The sequence below is a fragment of the Streptomyces taklimakanensis genome, assembly GCF_009709575.1.
Classification (GTDB): Bacteria; Actinomycetota; Actinomycetes; order Streptomycetales; family Streptomycetaceae; genus Streptomyces; species Streptomyces taklimakanensis.
In genome coordinates this window covers 5,024,318-5,042,156 of sequence record NZ_WIXO01000001.1, presented here as the reverse complement: position 1 = coordinate 5,042,156, position 17,839 = coordinate 5,024,318, and the positions used below count along the sequence as shown (strand labels likewise).

Genomic DNA, 17,839 nt, shown 5'->3' with positions numbered 1-17,839 from the left:
CGCTTCGCCCGCATCTGGAGCCGCGCGGTCTACCCCGCCACCGCCACCTCCATGACCCGCGCCGAGTTCGAGGAGTACCTCCTCCCCCGGGTGCGGGTGCTCGCCGAGGCGCTGCACGCCCGTCCCTTCGACCCCTCGCCCGGACGCGAGGTGGGGGCGGCGCTCGTCGAGGCGCACTGCACGGTTCCCGAGTCGCTGCCGCAGGTGCTCGGCGTGGTGGACGCCTACCTGCTGCTGTACTGCGGCGACCCGGCGGTGCTGCCCACCGAGGAGGGCCGGGCCCGCTGCGCACGGCTCCAACACGCCATCGCGGCCGGCTTCGCCCGTGCCCTGCAGGAGCGCACCCGCTGCGAGCAGGAGGCCCTCTCCCGGGCGGCGCTCGCCGCCCGGGACATCGCCGAGAAGGCCCTCCACGAGAGCGAGACCCGCTTCCGCGCGGTCTTCGAGGGAGCCGCGATCGGCATCGGGATCGCGGACATGGACGGCAACGTCCTCGACATCAACAACGCGCTCGCCCGGATGTTCGGCGGCTCCGAGCACCACGTGCGCAGCCGCCGGGTCTCCGACTGGGTGCACCCCGACGACGCGCCGGGCCTGTGGCGGATCCACGAGGAGTTGGTGCGCGGCGAGCGCGACCACTACCGGGCGGAGAAGCCGTACACGCGCAGCGACGGCACCGTGCTGTGGACCAACCTGACCGTCTCGCTGCTGCGCGCCCCCTCCGGCGAGCCCCGCTACATGCTGGCACTGATCGAGGACATCACCGAGCGCCGGCTGCTGAACCTGCGGCTGCGCTACGAGGCCACCCACGACGCGCTGACGGACCTGCCCAACCGCGCCCTGTTCTTCGAGCGTCTGGAGCACGTCCTGTCCTCCGAGTCCGACGTCTCCCGGATCGGGCTGTGCTACCTGGACGTGGACGGCTTCAAGACCGTCAACGACAGCCTGGGGCACACGGTGGGCGACCAGTTGCTGGTGCGGGTGGCCGAGCGGCTGCAGGGCTGTGTGACCTCCCAGCGCCACATGGTGGCGCGGATCGGCGGCGACGAGTTCGTCGCCCTGGTCAGCGACCCGGTGTCGCGCTCGGAGGTGACGGACCTGGCCCGACGGGCCCTGGAGGCGCTGGCCACCCCGATCCCGCTGGCCGGTCGCGAGCTGCCGGTGCGCGCCAGCATCGGCATCGTCGAGGGCCCGGTCGCCGAGCTGACCCCGGCCGAGGTGCTGCGCAGCGCCGACATCACCATGTACCGGGCCAAGGCCCTGGGCGGCAACCGCTACGAGTGGGCGGACCCCGATTCCGACGCGCTCACCATCAGCCGGCACACGTTGACCACCCACCTGCCCGCCGCGTTGGAGAACGAGGAGTTCTTCATCGAGTACCAGCCGCTGGTGCGGATGGAGGACGGCAGCGTGGAGGGCGCCGAGGCCCTGGTCCGCTGGGCCCATCCCCGCCACGGGGTGCTCGGTCCGGACCGTTTCATCCCACTGGCCGAGCACACCGGGCTGATCGTGCCGCTCGGCCGCTGGGTGCTGGAGCAGGCGGTGCGGCAGGCGTGCGAGTGGCAGGTGCGCGGCATCGGCGGGGCCAGACCGCTGCGGGTGAACGTCAACCTCTCACCCCGACAGCTACGTCACCCGGAACTGGTCTCCGAGACCGTGGCGGTACTGCGGGACGCCGGTCTGGATCCGTCCTCGCTCTGCCTGGAGGTCACCGAGAGCGCCCTGATCCGCGCCGACGACGCCGAGCTCAAGCCCTTACGACAGCTCGCCGACCTGGGGGTGCGGATCGCCCTGGACGACTTCGGCACCGGTTACTCCAACCTGGCCAGCCTGCGCAGGCTGCCCGCCGGCACGCTGAAGCTGGACCGGTCCTTCACCCGCGGTCTCCAACAGGACCCGGCCGACCCCGTCGACCTCCGGGTCGTCGAGGGCATCGTCTCCCTGGCCCACGTCCTCGGGCTGACCGTGACGGTGGAGGGCGTGGAGACCGCCTCCCAGGCGGAGCAGTTGCGGAAGCTGGGCTGCGACTCCGCCCAGGGCTGGTACTACGCCCGGCCCGGCCCGCCGGAGCACCTGTCGGACGTGACGATGCCCCTGGCGGCGGGGCAGTGAGACGGGCGGGGTCCCCCGGCCGCCCCCGCCCACCGGGGGCGGCCGGGAGACGCCCGCACGGGGCGGCCGGCGTCAGGCCGCCTTGACCGGGTCGTGGCCCAGGGACATCATCCGGTGCCGCCAGTCGGGGTCCCGCACCGCGTCCGCGACCCGCACGCGCTCGCGTTCGGCGGTCACGGTGTCCACCACCTCGCGCATCAGCGCGACGTCGTCGTCGGTGAGGTCCACGCGACGCTTGCGCAGGACGGCCAGCACGTGCCGCCCCCGGTCGTCACCCGCCTCCTCGGGCAGGTCCTCGCCACGTTCCCCGGCCGTGCTCGTCCTGAGCCAGGCCTCCAGCTCGTTCGACGTCATGTTGACCACGCCGTGGAACTCGTTCCACAGGGCGTCCAGCTCCAACTCGGAGATGTCGGCCATCGTTCGTCCTCCGGTCCGGCCTGCGGATGTCCTCCGCGCGAGTGCCCGGGCGCCGGCCGGGGAAACCCCCGGAAGGCGGTCGGGTCAGCGCTCCCCTCCCCCGGCACCGGCGGCGGACGCGTGGGCCTCGCCGGGCTCCGGCTTCTCCTCCTCCAGCAGGTAGCGGGCACCGGAACCGTGGGTGCCCGCGACGTCGCCCGGGTTGTACAGGGAGCACTTGCGCAGGCTGAGGCAGCCGCAGCCGATGCAACCGGTCAGCCGCTCCTTGAGCCGCTCCAGATCGGCGATCTGCCGGTCGATCCGCCGCTGCCAGGTACGGGCCACGGTGTTCCACTCGGCCGCCTTGGGGGCCCGGTCCGCGGGCAGCCGGTCCAGGGCGGCGCGGGCCTCCTCCAGGGAGAGGCCGACCCGTTGGGCGGCCCGCACGAAGGCGACCCGGCGCAGCGTCGGACGGGCGTACCGGCGCTGGTTCCCCGTGGTCCGCTCGGAGTGGATCAGCCCCATCTGCTCGTAGTAGCGCAGAGCGGAGGGAGCGAGCCCGGAGCGGGCGGCCAGCTCTCCGATGGTGAGTCGTCCGTCTCGGTCGGTCATGGTGCCGAGCATAGCGCTTGACTTCAAGGGCGCTTTAAGTCGCAACCTCTGCACATGACGATCACGACGACTCCCCGCCCCTTCCCGCCCGCGCCCGGCGGCGGACCCGGGTACGCCGACCTGCCGGCGCTGATGTCGCTGATGACCGGCGACGAGAAGCACGACGTGGCCGCCACCTCCGTCCTGGACGCCCTGTGGGTGCTCTACGACCGGGTGCTGCGGATCTCCCCCGACACCGTCGACGCCCCCGACCGGGACCGCTTCCTGCTCTCCAAGGGACACGGCCCGATGGCGTACTACGCCGTGCTCGCCGCCAAGGGGTTCGTCCCCGTCGAGTGGCTGTCCGGCTTCGGCTCCCACGACTCCCCGCTGGGCCACCATCCGGACCGGACCCTGGTGCCCGGCGTCGAGATCGGCAGCGGCTCGCTCGGGCACGGGCTGCCCCTGGCCGTGGGGACCGTGCTCGGGCTGCGCGCCCGGGGGGTGGCGGACGCCCGGGTGTGGGTGCTGACCGGTGACGCCGAGTCGGACGAGGGCAGCAACCACGAGGCGATCGAGTTCGCCGGCGCCCGCGGACTGGACCGGCTGCACGTCCTGGTGGTCGACAACTCCTCGGCCACCCACACCACACCCGGCGGTCTCGCGGCCCGCTTCGAGGTGGCGGGCTGGTCGACGGAGACGGTGGACGGCCGTGACCACGAGGCGTTGTACGCCGCGTACACCCGGCCGCACCCCGGCCGGCCACGCGCGGTGGTGGCCCGGGTCGAGCCCAAGCCCGGCGCCCGGCCCGCCTCCGCCCGACCCGCCTCCGCCCACCGTGGTGCCTGACGCTCCGCACCCGTCCGCCCCACCACCGCACCCACCGCACCCACCGCACCCACCGCACCCACCGCACCCACCACACCCACCGCACCGAGAGGGAAGTCCCGTGGACACCATGCGCGAACGCTTCGCCGCCGTCACCTCCCGACTCCTGGACGAGGACCCCCGGTTGGCCGTGGTCCTCGCCGACATCGGCGTGGACGGATTCCGCCGAGCCGCCGAACGCCACCCGAACCGGGTGGTCAACGTCGGCATCCGGGAACAGTTGCTGATCGGGGTGGGCGGCGGGCTGGCCCTGACGGGGATGCGCCCGGTGCTGCACACCTTCGCGTCCTTCCTGGTCGAGCGCCCCTTCGAGCAGGTGAAGCTGGACTTCGGCCACCAGGGCGTGGGCGGGGTGCTGGTGAGCGCCGGAGGTTCCTACGACCACCCCGCCGCCGGGTTCACCCACATGGCGCCCGGCGACGTGGCGCTGCTGGACACCCTGGACGGCTGGACCGTCCAGGTACCCGGCCATCCCGACGAGGCCGAGGTCCTGCTGCGGCACGCCTGCGCCGCCGGCGACGACAAGGTGTACGTGCGGCTCTCGACACAGGCCAACGCCCGCCCACGACCGGTCACCGGCTCCGGCTTCCTCCCCGTGCGGCACGGGCGCCCCGGCGCGCCGGCGGTGGTGGCCGTCGGCCCCCTGCTGGACTCCGTGCTCACCGCCACCGAGGGACTGGACGTCACCGTGCTGTACGCCGCCACCGTCCGTCCCTTCGACGGCGCGACGCTGCGGGCGGCCGTCGAGGGAGCGGACGCGGCCGAGGTCGTCCTCGTCGAGCCGTACCTGGCGGGCACCTCCACGGCCTCGGTCGCCGAGGCGCTCGTCGACGTGCCGCACCGCGTCCTGGGGTTGGGCACCGCGCGGGCCGAGACGCGCCGCTACGGGACGGTCGAGGAACACCTGGTGGACCACGGCCTGGACCCGAGGTCGCTGCGGGAGCGGATCACCGCCTTCGTCGGGCGTGCCGACCGGTCCGGTTCCGCGTGAGCGCGTCGCCGGATGTCCGCGACTTGCCGGAAAAACCCTACGTGAAAATCGTGGACGGATAGTTGAATCATCCTGACGATTTCTCCCCCGGACTCTCACGGGGCGCGTCCGTCCGATCCGAAACCGCCCCAGCGGCGATTAAAGGGTCGAAATCCGACGGTACGTCAGAAAGAACCTGACGGGCAATATTCCGGACAGATCACCCACTCCATGCCGTCAAACGCCGGCCAAAGCTTGGTGTTAAGATCACCGCGCCCACGGGTTCGGTGTCCGCGGACCGAAAAGCGGGCACGCAAGCACATTCGCCAGTAATATGCAACGAGGGGCTCACCGACTCGACATCCCTAGTAGCATCCGGATCGAGGAGCGTGAATCGGCCACCGTCACCCCGCATGCCCTCGACGTCTTTCCGCGTGCGGCTGCCGTCCGGTCCTCCCGTAGCCCCTTGTCAGAAGAGAGCTCATGACACAGCACTTGCAGGACCCCGTTTTCTGGATCCTGGTCACTGTAGCGCTCGCGGCCTCAGCGGTGATCGTCCTCGACAGACGGAAGGCCGCGCGACGCAGCGGCGAGTTAAGGGAACTCCAAGCCCACTGCACCGAACTGGAACAGCGGAAGGACGAGGCGGTCCGGGAGGCGCTGGAGGGCGCCGACGCCAGAACCGCCGCCGTGCTGAAGTCCGCCATGCGCACCCTCCAGGGTCTCGCGGGCGAGCAGCAGGTCATGCTGGACGCCCTCCAGCGGGAGTACGGCGGTCACCGCATCCTGCAGTCGCTGCTGGACGTCAACCACGCCAACGCCCAGTTCGCCCGGCGCGCCCAGGGCATCGCCGTGCTCTGCGGCGGCTTCTCCGGACGCCGCAAGGAGCCCGCCTCCGTCTACGACGTGGTGCGCAGCGCGCAGGGCCAGATCCGCCACTTCGAGCGCGTCAAGATCCGCTCCCAGAGCAGCTTCGCCGTCGTGCCCGGAGCCGTCAGCGGTGTGGCACTGGCCGTGGCCGAGCTGTTGGCCAACGCCGCGAGCTACTCGCCGCCCGGAACCACCATCGAGGTGAACCTCCAGCCCGTCCCCCGCGGATTGTGCATCGTCATCGACGACGCGGGCGTCGGCATGAGCGACGAGGAGAAGCGCAGGGCCTACGAGCTGTTCTCCGGCACCTACCGGCCCGACCTCTCCGACCTCGGCAACCCCCCGCAGTTCGGCTTCCCCGTGGTGGCCGAGCTGGCGAACCGCTTCGGTTTCAGCGTGGACGTCAGCTCCACCTCCCCCTACGGCGGCGTGCGAGCGGTCGTGCGCCTCCCCGAAGAACTCCTGACCACGGAGAACACCGAGCGGAGGAGCAGCCCGGCCGTGACCGCCACCCCCCAGGCCGCCGACGGTGGATCCAGGCCTTCCGGCCGCACCGCCAACGGCCTGCCCAAGAGGGCCGCGCGCCAAGCCCCGATAGCCGTCGTGCGGACGACCGAGGGCCGGGGCGCCGGCACCGACGTCTCCGGCGCCACCGAGCAGGACGGTCAGACGGCCGCCGCCCGGATGGCCGCGTTCCAGCGAGGCACGCAGACCGGCCGACGACCCGCCGCCGCGAATCACGAAGGAACAGAATCGTGATGATCACCCAGGATCTGTCATGGATGCTTGAGGACGTCCTCAACGTCCCCGGAGCGCGCCACGCGATCCTCCTCTCCGCCGACGGACTGCGCCGGGGGAAGACGGAGAACGTCAGCCCCGACCTGGCCGACACCGTGTCCGCCGCGATGAGCGCCCTGCAGTCCCTCAGTCGCACCACGGCCGAGTTCGCCGGCCCCGAACAGCCTGCGCAGTGGCGTCAGACGGTGGTGGAGTTCTCCCACGGCTGGGTCTTCCTCATCGCGGCCGGCGAGGGCGCCTACCTCGCCGTGTCCGCCGCGGCCGACGTCGACATGGGGGACATCACGTTCCGCATGCAGCAACTGGTGCAGCGACTCGGCAAGGAACTGACCTCACCGCCCCGCGAGATTGTCGACGACAAGTGACCGAAGAGTCGGACTTTGAACTGGTCGGCGAATTAGTACGCCCGTACGTGATGACGAGCGGCCGAGAACTCCCACCCGACCGCGAGTTCTCGGTGACGACATTGGTGACCGCCGTCGAGGGAGCCCTCGAAAGCAGGATTCTGGAGCCGGAGAGCCGCCGGATCCTGGAGTTGTGCTCGGGGGGGTTCCTCTCGGTCGTGGAGATCGCCGGACACACCGGACTCCCCCTGGGAGTGGTCCGTGTTCTCCTCGCCGACCTCGCGGAAGGCGGACTTGTCCACACCCGTGCGCCGGTGCCGATCGCCGAACGTGCCGACAGGAAACTCCTTGAGGATGTGCTGAATGGCCTCCGAACTCGTTTCGCATGACAACCTGTATGTGGGGGCTTCGGTACAGACCGCGGTGAAGATCCTCGTGGTCGGTCATTTCGGAGTCGGAAAGACGACGTTCGTCGGCAACATCTCCGAGATTCCACCGCTGCGCACGGAGGAGCTGATAACGCAGGCCAGCGTGGGGGTCGACGACCTGTCGAGCACCCCGGAGAAGACCACGACCACGGTCGCCATGGACTTCGGACGCCTGACCCTCAGCGAGTCGCTGGTCCTGTACCTGTTCGGCACCCCCGGCCAGGAACGCTTCAAACAACTGTGGGAGGACCTCTCCCTCGGCGCCCTGGGCGCGCTCGTGCTCGTCGATCCGGAGCGACTGGACGAGTCCTTCCCGGTGTTGGACCTGGTGGAGCAGTACGGCCTGCCGTACACGGTGGCCGTGAACCGCTTCGAGGGGGCACGGTCCTACTCCCTGGAGGAGATCCGGGAAGCCCTCAACCTCCCCGACGACACACCCGTCGTCCCCTGCGACGTCCGCGACCAGAAGTCCGCGGCCGACGCGCTGATCACCCTCGTGGGACACCTCCACTCCCGCCTCGACTAGGAGCGCAGACATGCAGCAGCACGCAGGAAGCCCGGAACCCCCGCCGGGCTGCCCCGCGCACGGCAGAGTTCCGCTGTACACCGCGGAGTTCGGAGCCGACCCGGAGAGCTACTACGCCCATCTGCGGCGGTTCGGTTCCAGCGCGCCGGTGGAGATGGCGCCCGGCGTGGAGGCCGAGTTGGTGACGAGCTACTCGGCCGCCCTGCGGATCCTCCAGGACCCGGGCACCTTCGTCCGCGACGCGCGACGCTGGCGCGCTCTGAACGAGGGCCGGGTGCCGGCCGACAGCCCCGCCCTGCCGATGATGGCGTACCGGCCGAACGCCCTGTTCTCCGACGGCGCCGACCACGCGCGGCTGCGACAGGCCGTGACCGACAGCCTGGCCACCGTGGACCCGCACCGGCTCGGCCGCCACGTCGAGCAGGTCGCCGACTACCTCATCAGCCGGTTCGCCGACCGGCCCGGGGGCCGGGCCGACCTGGTGACGGACTACGCGCAGCAGCTTCCCCTGCTGGTCTACAGCAACCTGTTCGGCTGCCCCGCCGACATCGGCGACCGGGTGATCTTCGGCATCTCGGGGATCTTCGAGGGCGTGGACGCCGAGAAGGCCAACGAGGTGCTGGCGACGGCGCTCTACGAGCTGGTGGCGCTCAAGCGGACCTCCCCCGGCGACGACGTCACCTCCCACATGATGCGGCACCCGGCCGGTCTCGACGACGACGAGATGGTCAACCAGCTCGTCACCCTGCTCTCGGGCGGGACGGCCCCCCTGATGTCCCTCATCAGCACCGGGTCCGCCCTCATGCTCGGCGACGAGAAGTACTCGGGGACCCAGTACACCACCGGGCTGTTGGTCGAGGACGCGGTCAACGAGGTGCTGTGGAAGTACGCTCCCATCGCCAACTACGCCGTCCACTACCCGGTGCAGGACGTGGAGCTGGACGGCAGGCTGCTGGAGGCCGACCAGCCGGTGGTGATCAGCTTCGCCGCGGCCAACACCGATCCCGCCCTGGTCGACGACACCGCCGCCCTCCGAGGCCGGGCGCACCTGGCGTTCGGCGCCGGCCCGCACGTCTGCCCGGCCAAGGACCCGGCCGTCCTGATCGCGGTCGCGGCCATCGAGAGGCTGCTCAACCGGGTGACGGACATCGACCTGGCCCTCGACCTCGCGGACCTGACCTGGCAGCCGACCCCGTGGAGCCGGACACCGGCCACGCTGCCGGTCCGCTTCACCCCGATATCGCCGTCCGCCCGACAGGCCACCGGTTCCTTCGGCTCCGTCTCCGCCACCGGTCCGGGTGACGGCGCGGCGGCGGCCGCGCGGAAGCAGGCCCAGCCGGGACGGGGCAATCGTTGGAGCACCTTCCTGGCATGGCTGAAAGGCATGTGACAGACGCAACACCGGCGGGTCGCTCCCGATCGCATGTGCGCATGAACGCATGGGTAGTCACGACAGGTTGCTTCCCAGTGATCATGAGCATGCGAAGGAGCCTCCGTCGTGGAGCCTGCGATAGCCCTGCCCGTCGACCGACGTCGCGCCGTGGTGTCGCTCCTCTCCCGGCTACGGACGTCGACCGGGCAGGCGAATCCTTTCCCCTATTACGCGCAACTGCGGTCGATGGGGGAGGTGGTGCCGGCTCCCTGGGGTGGGCACCTCGTCACCTCCTTCGAACTGTGCGACCGGTTACTGCGCGACAGGCAGTGGTTGGTCCCGGACGGCGCGTGGCGCGCCCGCCAGGGCGAGGCCACCCGTTGGAGCGCGGACTCCTCCCGTGAGATGAGCAAGACGCTGCCCGGACTCAACCCGCCGGAGCACACCCGCGTCCGCAGGGCGGCGGGCAACATGTTCGACCGCAGATCGCTGGAGGACATCCGGCTGTCGGTCGCGGAGGTCACCGAGGGGCTGCTCGACCGCCTCGTCGACCGCCTGACGGCGGACGGCGAGGCCGACTTCGGCGAACTGGTCAGCGAGGAGCTGCCGGTGATCGTCATCGGTCGCTGGCTGGGGCTGCCCTCCGCCGACTACCCCCGACTGCGCGAACTGACGCACGACCAGGTGTTCGCCCAGGAACTGCTCCCCTCCGCCAGCCAGTTGGCCCTCTCCGACGCCGCGACGGCCGAGCTGCGCGAGTACTTCACCGATCTGGTGCGGCAGCGGCGCCGCGCCCCCGGCGACGATCCCGTCTCCGGGTGGATCCGGGTCTGGGACGGGATCGAACCCGACCGGGGCGCCGCCGACGAGGCCGTCTACCACCTCTCCCTGTTCGTCCTGCTGGCCGCCCTGGAGACCACCTCGACCCTGCTGTCCACCGCGGTGCGGCTCCTCCTGGAACACCCCGGGCAGTGGGCGCGGCTCCGCGCGGCCCCCGAGCGGGTGCCCGCGGCGGTCGAGGAGGCCCTGCGCTACGACGCGCCCACCCACGTGGTGAGCCGGGTGGCGAGCCGGGACACCACCGTCGCCGGCGTCGAGGTCCGCGAGGACGAGATGGTGCACCTGATGGTGGGCGCCGCCAATCGGGACCCGGCCCACCACCTCGACCCCGAGGTGTTCGACGTGGGACGCAGGGCCACCCACCTGAGCTTCAGCGGCGGCATCCACTACTGCCTCGGTGCCCCCCTGGCCCGGCTGGAGGCCACCACGCTGCTGGAGGCCCTGCTCCGCCGGCTCCCCGACCTCCGTCTCGTCCGCGCGCCGGAGTGGGCCCCCCGAGTGGCCTTCCGCCGCATGCTGACCCTGCCGGTGACCACTCGTCCCTGACCCGCTCCCGGGGCCCGCGCCACCCGTGTCCCGACCATCTCGATTCCCGTGGAGGAATCAGTGACCACCTCCGTTCCCGGCCACCTCAAGACGGTCCTCGTCGAGCAGCGGGGTCCCGTCCTGAAGGTCCGTCTGAACAGCCCGGAGACGGGCAACACCCTCTCCGCCGACCTCCTGGACGAACTCCTCTCCGTCCTCGCCCCCCTGAACGACCGTCCGGAGACACGGGTGGTCGTCCTGTCCGGGGAGGGCGACGACTTCTGCCTGGGGGCGGACCGCGAGGAGTTCGCGGCGTCCCTGGGCACCGACCCCACGGGCGCCGAACTCCGGGCGATCATGGACCGGGCCCGGCGGGTCTGCGAGGCCCTGGACACCGCGAACGCGATCACCGTCGCACGCCTGCACGGCCGGGTCGTCGGCGCCGGTCTCGCGCTCGCGGTCTTCTGCGACCTGAGGGTCGGTGCCGACACCTGTCGCTTCCGGCTCCCCGAGGTCGCCCTCGGCGTGGCACCGGCGTGGGGCGGTGTCCTGCCCCGGCTGCTGAACGAGGCGGGCGCGGCCGCGGTCCGTGAACTGATCCTGACCTGCGCTCCCTTCGACGCGGCGCGGGCCCGGCGGATGTCCCTCCTCCACAAGGTGGTGCCGGCCGACGAACTGGACGCGGCCGTGGAGGCGTGGACCGGCCCGCTGCTGCGCCGCCCACCGGGCGCGCTGCCGCTGGCCAAGCACCTGCTCGGCGCCTACTCCCGGGGCGGGCGGCTGGCCGACGGCGGTCTCCTCGACGCACACCTGCTCTCCGCGACGGCGGCGGCGGCAGCGGGCGCCGCCGCTCGCGGGGGGACGTCGGGCTGACCCTCCCTCCGCGAGGGCGCCCCGCACCGTTTCCGTGTCACAGGGCCCGGACCGTCACGTTGAGCCGGCCCCGCAGGCCCGACTCCGGCGGTGCCGTGCCCGGCAGGGTGCGCGGGACCCCGTGGTGGGCGAGGCGGGAGGGGCCTCCGAAGACGAAGGCGTCGCCGCTGCGCAACTCGACGTCCCTCCAGGGCCGGCCGCGCCCCTCGGTGGTGCCGAACCGGAAGACGCAGGCGTCGCCGAGGCTGAACGAGACCACGGGGGCGTCCGTCCTCTCGTCCTCGTCGCGGTGCATCCCCATGCGGGCCCCGGCCCCGTAGAAGTTGACGAGGGCGACGTCGTAGCGGACGTCGCACGGCTCCCCGTAGGCCGCCTCCACCGCCCGCCGCGCCCACTCCCCCAGCCACCGGGGGAACGGCTTGACCGGCGCCCCGTCGCCGTCCACCACGGTGCGGGCGTAGCCGTAGGGGTACCAGTGCCACCCGAGGCAGACCTGGCGCACCGACATCTCGCCGCCCCGGGGCATCCGCACGGTGCGCAGCCCGGCGGGCGGACGGGCCCACCCGCGGCAGGCGTCCAGCAGCTCGCGCTGCTCGGCCGGTCCCAGGTGTCCGGGCAGGTGCACCGCTCCCGGCGCCGGTTCGGTCGCCGGGAACCGGAAGAGGCCCCCGTCCGTCGGCGCCCCCGTGCTCCCCGTGTTCCCCGTGGTCTCCATGGACCCCAGCATCCCACCGGGCCGGCTCCCGTTCCGGTTCCGTGGGGTTCCCGGCGGACGGCGGACCGCCGGTCGGGCGTCGATGTCGTATCGTCGCAGGAACCGGCTCGGGCCCGTCCGCCGCGGGCCGCGCACCGAGACCGCCGACCACGAGGAGTGTCCGTGACGTCCGAGACCGTCGAGCCCGTCCTGACCGGGGTGCGCAACTTCCGCGAGGTCGGTGGGGTGCCGACCGTCGACGGACGCCGGGTGCGGCAGGGCGTGCTCTACCGCAGCGGACACCTGGCGCACGCCACCGAGGAGGACGCCGCGTTCCTCTCCCGACTGGGGCTGCACACGGTCTTCGACTTCCGCAACTCCGCCGACCAGGCGCTGGAGGGCCCCGACGTGGAGCTGCCGGGCGTGCGGAACCTGAACATCCCGCTGTCGGACCCGGCCGAGGGCGCCGAGTTCTGGACGATGGTCCGCGAGGGCGACCTGGCGCAGTTGCGCGCCGCGCTCGGCGACGGGCAGGCGGCGGCCCGGATGGTCGCCACCTACCGCCTGATGGTCACCGAACGCACCGCCGAGCACGGCCGGGTGCTGCGCGAGCTGGCCCGCGGCAGCGTCCCCGCGTTGATGCACTGCGCGGCGGGCAAGGACCGGGCCGGACTGTCGATCGCCGTGACGCTGTTGGCCCTGGGCGTGGAGCGGGACGCGATCGAGGCCGACTACCTGGAGTCCAACTCCCCGCGGCACCGCTACCGCATCCACCGCTCCCCCGACGCCGCCGAGGGGCTCTCGCCGGAGGTCATGGAGCTGATCGGCCCCCTCTTCGAGGTCCGCCCCGCCTACCTGCACGCGGCCTTCGACACCATCGAGCGCGTCTGGGGCGGGACGGACGCCTACCTGGCCGAGGGGCTCGGCCTCACCCCGGAGCTCCGCGAGCGCCTGCGAGACCGCTTCCTGACGCCCTGACGCCCGACGGCGCGGGCGCGAGCGCGGAGGCGGGGGCTCCTCAGCCCTCGCGCACGACGACGAAGTCCGCGAGCGCCGCGAACCGGTCCCGCACGTCACCGGGCATGGCGACGCCCTCCAGCGCCTCCAGCGCGGTGGCGTGCCGGCGGCGTGCCTCCTGCGAGGTCCACTCGCGGCCCCCGGCCTCCTCGATCAGCGCGGCCCGGGTGGCGAACTCCTCCTCGCTGAAGTCCTCGAACTCCCGCTGGCTCTTGGTGGCGTCCGCGGCCAGCAGGTCGGCCAGTCGCCGGGCGGCCGGCCCACCGCCGGCCAGGGCGGCGACGACCGGCAGGGACTTCTTGCGCTGCCGCAGGTCGCTCCAGGTCCGTTTGCCGGTGGCCTCCGGGTCGCCCCAGATGCCCAGCAGGTCGTCGACGGCCTGGAAGGCCAGGCCCAGGTGGTAGCCGTACGCCTCCAGGGCGTCGGCGGTGGCGTCGTCGGCGCCGCCGAGCACCGCGCCGACGGAGCTGGCGCAGGCCAGCAGGGCCCCGGTCTTGTTGCCCTCCATCTCCAGGCACTCGGCGACGGTGACCTTCTCGCGGTGCTCGTAGGAGATGTCCTGGGCCTGTCCGTCGATGAGCTTGCGGCTGGCCAGGGTCAGGCGACGGGCGGCCCGCGCGGCCTCGGCGGTGCCCAGCTCCAGCAGCACCTCGCCCGCCAGGGCGAACAGGGCGTCGCCGACGAGGATCGCCTGCGCGGGGCCGTGCACCTTCCAGACGGTGTCGCGGTGGCGCCGCTGCTCGTCGCCGTCCATGAGGTCGTCGTGGAGGAGGGAGAAGTTGTGGACCAGTTCGACGGCGACCGCGCCGGGGACTCCGGTGGTGGGCTCGGCGCCGGCCGCCTCGGCCGACAACAGCGCGAGCGCGGGACGCACCGCCTTGCCGCCGTCGCCGACGGTCGGGCGTCCCTGGGCGTCGGTCCAGCCGAAGTGGTAGGCGGCGACGGCGTCCATGGGCGGGGCGAGTCGGGCCACGGCGGAGCGCAGCCCCGGCGTGGCGAGCGTGCGGCCGCGCTCCAGCAGCGCGATGACACCGGCGGTGTCGGTGGCCACGTCCGTCAGGGTCCTCGGGGCCGGGGTCACGGGGTCTCCTCTGCGTTTGTTGTCGTGCTCACGCCGCCTCCGGGAAGACGTCGTCGTGCGGGCGCCCGAGGGCGGCCAGCGCCTCCCGGGCTGCGGTCAACCCACTGCGCACGGCGCCCTCCATCGTCGCCGGCCAGCCGGTGGCGGTCCACGCCCCGGCCAGCCACACCCCGGGCGCACCGGTGCGGGCGGCGGGGCGCAGACGTCCGACGCCGGGCGCGGGGGCGAAGGTGGCGGTGCGCTCCCGGGTGACGAAGAAGTCGCGCACCCGGGCGCTCCGGGCCGCGGGCATCAGTCGGGCCAGTTCGGGAAGGTACCGCTCCCGCAGGACGGCGACCGGCCGGTCGATCTCCTCCCCCGCCGCGGACTGGGACACCGTCAGGTACTGACCGGCCGCCTCGCCCCGCGCTCCGCCCGGACCGCCCAGCCCGGACGCCTCGGTGCGGTCGAAGACCCACTGCACCGGGGTGCCGAGCGCGGCGAGGAAGGGCCGGTGCAGCACCTTGCGGTCGTAGACCACGTGGATGCCCAGGATGGGCGCGGTGCCGATGCGCAGCAGCCGCTCCGGCTCCGCCACCGCTCCCTCGGGCAGCAGTCGGTGGGCCTCCTTCTGGGGAACGGCGAGGACGACCGTGCCGGCCGTCAGCGTCTCGCCGCCCGCAAAGCCGCGTGCCCCGGTGTCCACCTCGACGCGCCAGGTGCCGTCCGGCTCCGGCCGCAGCGTCCGGGCGCGCCCCTGCCGCACCACGCGCACCCCGGCCTTCTCCAGCACGGCACCGGCGAGCGTGTCGTGCAGGTGCCCCAGCGGGACCCGGGACCAGCCGATGTCGGCGGCACCGGGCTCGGTGAGCAGCCCGGTGGTGAGGACCATCGCGGCCAGCCCGAGCGAGACGTCGGGGGCGCGGGCGTTGAGGGTGGCGACGCCGACGAGGTCCCACAGGGCCCGCACCGCGCGCGGCGACTGGCCGTGGCGACGCAGCCAGCCGGCGAAGTCCTGCCCGTCCAGGGCCGGGTCGTTCGGGTCGATCCGGCCCAGGCGCCTGAGGGCGAGCGCGGCCCGTCCGGCCCGGATCCGCTCGACCGGGGACAGGTGCGGATAGCTCGCCAGGGAGGCCGCCAGGTGCAGGGGGACGGGCAGGGCCGTCCGGCGCAACCGGCCCAGCCTGCGCCGCTCGACGTCGTAGACGGGGATGTCCAGACGCGGCTGGAGCGGGGCGAGGTCGCGCGCGCCGACGCGCTCCAGGAACCACCGGTAGGCGGTACAGCACCGCAGGTGGACGTGGTGGCCGTTGTCGACGGTCAACCCCCCCGCGCCGCCGGTGCGGTGGAAGGAGAAGGCCAGTCCGCCCAGCCGGGGCCGGGTCTCCACCAAGGTGGTGTCGAGCCCGGCGTCGGCCAGCCGCAGCGCCGCGGTGATGCCGGCCAGTCCGCCGCCGACGACGACGGCCCGGGAGCGGTCGGGCGCCTCCCCGGGGGCGCTCACCGCGCCTCCCCGGGGCCGACGGCCGGGCGGGCGGCCCGCCGGGTGTCGAGTCCGGACAGGCCGCGCAGGGCGACGTACGCCTTCTCCCGGGCGGGCAGGGAGACCCTGCCGCGCAGCACCGCGGCGGGGTCGCGGGCGATGCGGAACAGCAGGCGGTGGTAGATCCCCGCCATGGCCGCCGTGCAGGCCGCCGAGCGCCGGTCGAGCAGCGGCAGCAGCTTCAGCCCCTCGGCGAACAGGGCGCGGGCGCGCCGCACCTCGAAGCGGACCAGCCCGGTGAAGTCGGCGCCCGGCTCCGGAACGGCGCGGTCGAGGCCGCCGGTGCAACCGAACGCGGCCAGGTCCTCGCGGGGGAGGTAGACGCGGCCCCCGGCGGCGTCCTCGCGCACGTCGCGCAGGATGTTGGTCAGCTGGAGGGCCAGGCCCAGGGTGTCGGCGTAGTGGGCGGCGCGCCCGGTGTCGGGAGCGCCCGGCACGGTGCCGAAGACGCCGAGGGAGAGCCGCCCGATGGCGCCGGCGACGCAGCGGCAGTACTCCTTCAGCTCCTCCCAGGTCTCGTAGGTGCGGCCGCGGACGTCCATCAGGACGCCGTCGATCAGTTCGTCGAGCCCGTCGAGGGGGACGGGGAAGCGGCGCGCGGTGTCGGAGAGGGCGACGGCGACCGGGTCGGTGGCGTCCTCGGGGATCTTCCCGGCGCGGACGAGGTCGAGCAGCTCGCGGGTCTCCTCCAGCCGGGCCCGCTTGACGGCCGGGTCCAGCGGGCCGTCGCCGATGTCGTCCACGCGCCGGGAGAAGGCGTAGAGGGCGGACATCGCGCGGCGGCGGTCGGCGGGCAGCAGCCGGATGCCGTAGGCGAAGTTGCGGGCCTGCCGCGCGGTGACGGCCTCGCAGTAGCGGTAGGCGGCGAAGGACTGGGGGGTCAGGGGCGCGGGCCGCGTCGCCGGGCGCGCCGCGGCCCGTCGTGTCGTGCGGATCATCTCGCCCGCCCCAGGACCACGGCCGCCTCGCGCAGCACCCCGGTGCGGGTCGGGCGCGGGGTCGAGGCCAGGACGTCGTACCGGGCGGAGCGGACGGCGCGCAGGGCCGCCCGTCCGCCGCCGACGAACCCGGCGAGGAGGACTTTCAGCATCCCCGGGACACTCGCCACCAGCGGGACTCCTTCGTTCAGCAGTTCGTGTGCGCGTTCCGCCTCCCGGGCGACCAGCGCCCGCACCGAGGCGTTCGCCGTGGGAGCGGCGAGGTCGTCCTCGGTGACGCGGAAGCGTTCCAGGTCCTCGGCGGGAAGGTAGACGCGGTCGCGCAGCGTCAGGTCCTCGGCGACGTCCTGGAGGTGTTCGGTGATCTGCAGGGCGGTGCAGACGGCGTCCGAGCGGCGGACGCGTTCGGGGGTGGTGGTGCCGGTGACGGCCAGGACGAGCCGGCCGATGGGGTTGGCGGACAGTTCGCAGTAGCCCAGCAGTTCCTCCCAGGTGCCGTACCGGCGGACCTTCTGGTCCCTCCGGTTGGCCTCGACCAGGGCGAGGAACGGGTCGGGGGACAGGGCGTGGCGGCGCACGGTCGGCACCAGGGCGCGCAGCAGGGGGTGCCGGGGGCTCTCCTCCCCGTCCGCCCCCCGGCCGGCGGCGGCGCGGAAGACGCGGCCGAGGTCGGCCTCGAAGGCGTCGAGCAGGGCGGCCCGATCATCGGGGCCACCGGGAGGGACGCCGAGCGATTCGGCGTCCCGGTCGCCGGGGGCGAGATCGCCGTCGCCGATGTCGTCCAGGAGGCGGACGCAGCCGTACAGGGCCATGAGGTCGTCCCGCCAGGCGCGGGGCAGGAAGCGGGGGGCCACGGGGAAGTTCTCGCGGGCGGCCTTGTCGAGGACGGCGCGCGCCTCCGCGCCCGCCGGCGGGGTCACCGAGGACCGCCCACAGCCATCGCCGTCATCTCCGTGTCTCTCCAACCGACAGTCCGTCCCTCTCCACCGGTGGCGTCCGCGACCTCCGCGGCGCCCATGGCACGTGTGCCACCGGACGCGCCCGTGACACCCGG

General features: G+C 73.2%; 18 protein-coding genes. 11 read left to right on the top strand and 7 right to left on the bottom strand.

Going from position 1 to position 17,839, the window contains the following annotated elements; translation table 11 throughout:
• Window positions 1-12 precede the first annotated feature (12 nt).
• Window positions 13-2,112: a putative bifunctional diguanylate cyclase/phosphodiesterase gene (locus F0L17_RS22145; protein ID WP_338018284.1), complete on the top strand. Its 2,100-nt coding sequence runs from the start codon at window positions 13-15 to the stop codon at window positions 2,110-2,112.
• Window positions 2,113-2,184: 72 nt separating this feature from the next.
• Here the strand turns inward: F0L17_RS22145 and F0L17_RS22140 are convergent, their stop codons facing one another.
• Together F0L17_RS22140 and soxR are read right to left on the bottom strand one after the other, a co-directional pair.
• The gene (locus F0L17_RS22140) at window positions 2,185-2,529 is read right to left on the bottom strand and encodes a DUF3140 domain-containing protein (protein ID WP_155072430.1); all 345 of its coding nucleotides are present in this window, start codon (window positions 2,527-2,529) and stop codon (window positions 2,185-2,187) included.
• Between the two features lie 84 nt (window positions 2,530-2,613).
• The gene (gene soxR / locus F0L17_RS22135) at window positions 2,614-3,120 is read right to left on the bottom strand and encodes a redox-sensitive transcriptional activator SoxR (protein ID WP_155074009.1); all 507 of its coding nucleotides are present in this window, start codon (window positions 3,118-3,120) and stop codon (window positions 2,614-2,616) included.
• A gap of 54 nt (window positions 3,121-3,174) precedes the next feature.
• Between soxR and F0L17_RS22130 the strand changes: the two genes are divergently transcribed.
• The 9 genes from F0L17_RS22130 (at window position 3,175) to F0L17_RS22090 (ending at window position 11,533) form a co-directional block, all read left to right on the top strand.
• The gene (locus tag F0L17_RS22130) at window positions 3,175-3,948 is read left to right on the top strand and encodes a thiamine pyrophosphate-dependent enzyme (protein WP_155072429.1); all 774 of its coding nucleotides are present in this window, start codon (window positions 3,175-3,177) and stop codon (window positions 3,946-3,948) included.
• Between the two features lie 100 nt (window positions 3,949-4,048).
• Window positions 4,049-4,978, top strand: a complete 930-nt coding sequence (locus tag F0L17_RS22125; RefSeq protein WP_162466552.1) for a transketolase family protein — start codon at window positions 4,049-4,051, stop codon at window positions 4,976-4,978.
• Window positions 4,979-5,440: 462 nt separating this feature from the next.
• Window positions 5,441-6,586: a sensor histidine kinase gene (locus tag F0L17_RS22120; RefSeq protein ID WP_155072428.1), complete on the top strand. Its 1,146-nt coding sequence runs from the start codon at window positions 5,441-5,443 to the stop codon at window positions 6,584-6,586.
• A 2-nt stretch (window positions 6,587-6,588) separates the two neighbouring features.
• Window positions 6,589-6,990, top strand: coding sequence for a roadblock/LC7 domain-containing protein (locus tag F0L17_RS22115; RefSeq protein WP_162466877.1), 402 nt, complete (start codon window positions 6,589-6,591; stop codon window positions 6,988-6,990).
• On the top strand, window positions 6,987-7,358 hold the full coding sequence (locus tag F0L17_RS22110; RefSeq protein ID WP_162466551.1) for a DUF742 domain-containing protein: 372 nt from the start codon (window positions 6,987-6,989) through the stop codon (window positions 7,356-7,358). Before F0L17_RS22115 ends, F0L17_RS22110 begins: the two co-directional genes overlap by 4 nt.
• Window positions 7,333-7,923 carry a GTP-binding protein gene (locus tag F0L17_RS22105; protein ID WP_202917909.1) on the top strand — a complete coding sequence of 197 codons (591 nt, stop codon included), beginning with the start codon at window positions 7,333-7,335 and terminating at the stop codon, window positions 7,921-7,923. Before F0L17_RS22110 ends, F0L17_RS22105 begins: the two co-directional genes overlap by 26 nt.
• 10 nt (window positions 7,924-7,933) lie before the next feature.
• A complete protein-coding gene (locus F0L17_RS22100; RefSeq protein WP_155072427.1) occupies window positions 7,934-9,313 on the top strand; it encodes a cytochrome P450 in 1,380 nt (459 codons plus the stop codon).
• Between the two features lie 108 nt (window positions 9,314-9,421).
• Window positions 9,422-10,681: a cytochrome P450 gene (locus tag F0L17_RS22095; RefSeq protein WP_338018172.1), complete on the top strand. Its 1,260-nt coding sequence runs from the start codon at window positions 9,422-9,424 to the stop codon at window positions 10,679-10,681.
• A gap of 48 nt (window positions 10,682-10,729) precedes the next feature.
• Window positions 10,730-11,533, top strand: a complete 804-nt coding sequence (locus tag F0L17_RS22090; RefSeq protein WP_162466550.1) for an enoyl-CoA hydratase-related protein — start codon at window positions 10,730-10,732, stop codon at window positions 11,531-11,533.
• A 37-nt stretch (window positions 11,534-11,570) separates the two neighbouring features.
• On the opposite strand, the gene F0L17_RS22085 is transcribed toward F0L17_RS22090, so the two are convergent.
• Window positions 11,571-12,248, bottom strand: coding sequence for an alpha-ketoglutarate-dependent dioxygenase AlkB family protein (locus F0L17_RS22085; RefSeq protein WP_155072426.1), 678 nt, complete (start codon window positions 12,246-12,248; stop codon window positions 11,571-11,573).
• A 162-nt stretch (window positions 12,249-12,410) separates the two neighbouring features.
• Between F0L17_RS22085 and F0L17_RS22080 the strand changes: the two genes are divergently transcribed.
• Window positions 12,411-13,205 carry a tyrosine-protein phosphatase gene (locus F0L17_RS22080; RefSeq protein ID WP_162466549.1) on the top strand — a complete coding sequence of 265 codons (795 nt, stop codon included), beginning with the start codon at window positions 12,411-12,413 and terminating at the stop codon, window positions 13,203-13,205.
• A 40-nt stretch (window positions 13,206-13,245) separates the two neighbouring features.
• Here the strand turns inward: F0L17_RS22080 and F0L17_RS22075 are convergent, their stop codons facing one another.
• From F0L17_RS22075 to hpnC, 4 genes are read right to left on the bottom strand one after another with little or no spacing between them, the layout of a single operon-like run.
• On the bottom strand, window positions 13,246-14,325 hold the full coding sequence (locus tag F0L17_RS22075; RefSeq protein WP_420802443.1) for a polyprenyl synthetase family protein: 1,080 nt from the start codon (window positions 14,323-14,325) through the stop codon (window positions 13,246-13,248).
• A gap of 28 nt (window positions 14,326-14,353) precedes the next feature.
• Window positions 14,354-15,808, bottom strand: coding sequence for a hydroxysqualene dehydroxylase HpnE (gene hpnE / locus F0L17_RS22070; protein ID WP_162466548.1), 1,455 nt, complete (start codon window positions 15,806-15,808; stop codon window positions 14,354-14,356).
• Window positions 15,805-16,785: a presqualene diphosphate synthase HpnD gene (gene hpnD, locus F0L17_RS27770; RefSeq protein ID WP_155072425.1), complete on the bottom strand. Its 981-nt coding sequence runs from the start codon at window positions 16,783-16,785 to the stop codon at window positions 15,805-15,807. Before hpnD ends, hpnE begins: the two co-directional genes overlap by 4 nt.
• Window positions 16,782-17,705 carry a squalene synthase HpnC gene (gene hpnC / locus F0L17_RS22060; RefSeq protein ID WP_162466547.1) on the bottom strand — a complete coding sequence of 308 codons (924 nt, stop codon included), beginning with the start codon at window positions 17,703-17,705 and terminating at the stop codon, window positions 16,782-16,784. Before hpnC ends, hpnD begins: the two co-directional genes overlap by 4 nt.
• Between the last annotated feature and the right edge of the window lie 134 nt (window positions 17,706-17,839).